The organism is Vibrio sinaloensis (assembly GCF_000808535.1).
GTDB classification, from domain to species: domain Bacteria; phylum Pseudomonadota; class Gammaproteobacteria; order Enterobacterales; family Vibrionaceae; genus Vibrio; species Vibrio sinaloensis_D.
In genome coordinates, this window is sequence record NZ_JWLV01000003.1 from 1 (window position 1) to 923 (window position 923).

1 protein-coding gene is annotated in these 923 nt (G+C 55.9%); it reads right to left on the reverse strand.

Going from position 1 to position 923, the window contains the following annotated elements; genetic code table 11:
* A partial coding sequence (locus tag RJ47_RS21385) for a Calx-beta domain-containing protein (RefSeq protein WP_039481794.1) occupies positions 1 to 923 on the reverse strand: 923 nt, incomplete at both ends.

The window sequence follows — 923 nt, forward strand, 5'->3', positions numbered from 1 at the left end:
AAGGTCTCGTCGCCTTCGTAGACATCATCACCCGTAGTTGGGATGATCACCGTAATGTCAGTAATACCCGCTGGGATGGTTACGTTGCCGCTGCCATCCACGGTCAGTGTTTGCGTTTGGTTATTGCTATCGACGTAGGTCACGACCATCTCACCAATGTCACCCGCTTCGGCGGTGTAACCGTCGGTGGTTGGCGCGAGGTTGACCACCACTGGCGCTTCGGTTTCATTCGATAGCGAGACAGTGAATACCGCGTCAGTGCCTTCGTTCACATCACCACCGCCCGTCACAGTAAGCTCTGGCTTATCGTTGTCTGGGGAACCCGGTCCTGGGCCTGTACCGTCGTCTTTGATGGTTGCGGTACCGGTCGCACTGCCGTTTGAGGTCACGTTGTTCGATTCTGTCACCACAAGACCAAACGTCTCGTCGCCTTCGTAGACATCATCACCCGTGGTTGGGATCGTCACCGTAATGTCGGTGATGCCCGCTGGGATGGTCACGTTGCCGCTGCCATCCACGGTTAAAGTTTGCGTTTGGTTATTGCTATCGACGTAGGTCACGACCATCTCACCGATGTCACCCGCTTCGGCCGTGTAACCATCAGTGGTTGGCGCGAGGTTGACCACCACTGGCGCTTCGGTCTCGTTAGAGAGTGAAACCGTGAATACCGCGTCCGTGCCTTCGTTCACATTGCCACCGCCAGTGACAGTAAGCTCTGGCTTGTCATTATCTGGCGTGCCCGGACCTGGACCCGTACCGTCGTCTTTGATGGTTGCGGTACCTGTTGCACTGCCGTTTGATGTGACGTTGTTTGATTCTGTGACCACAAGACCAAAGGTCTCGTCACCTTCGTAGACGTCATCGCCCGTAGTTGGGATGGTCACGGTAATGTCGGTGATGCCCGCAGGGATGGTCACGTTGCC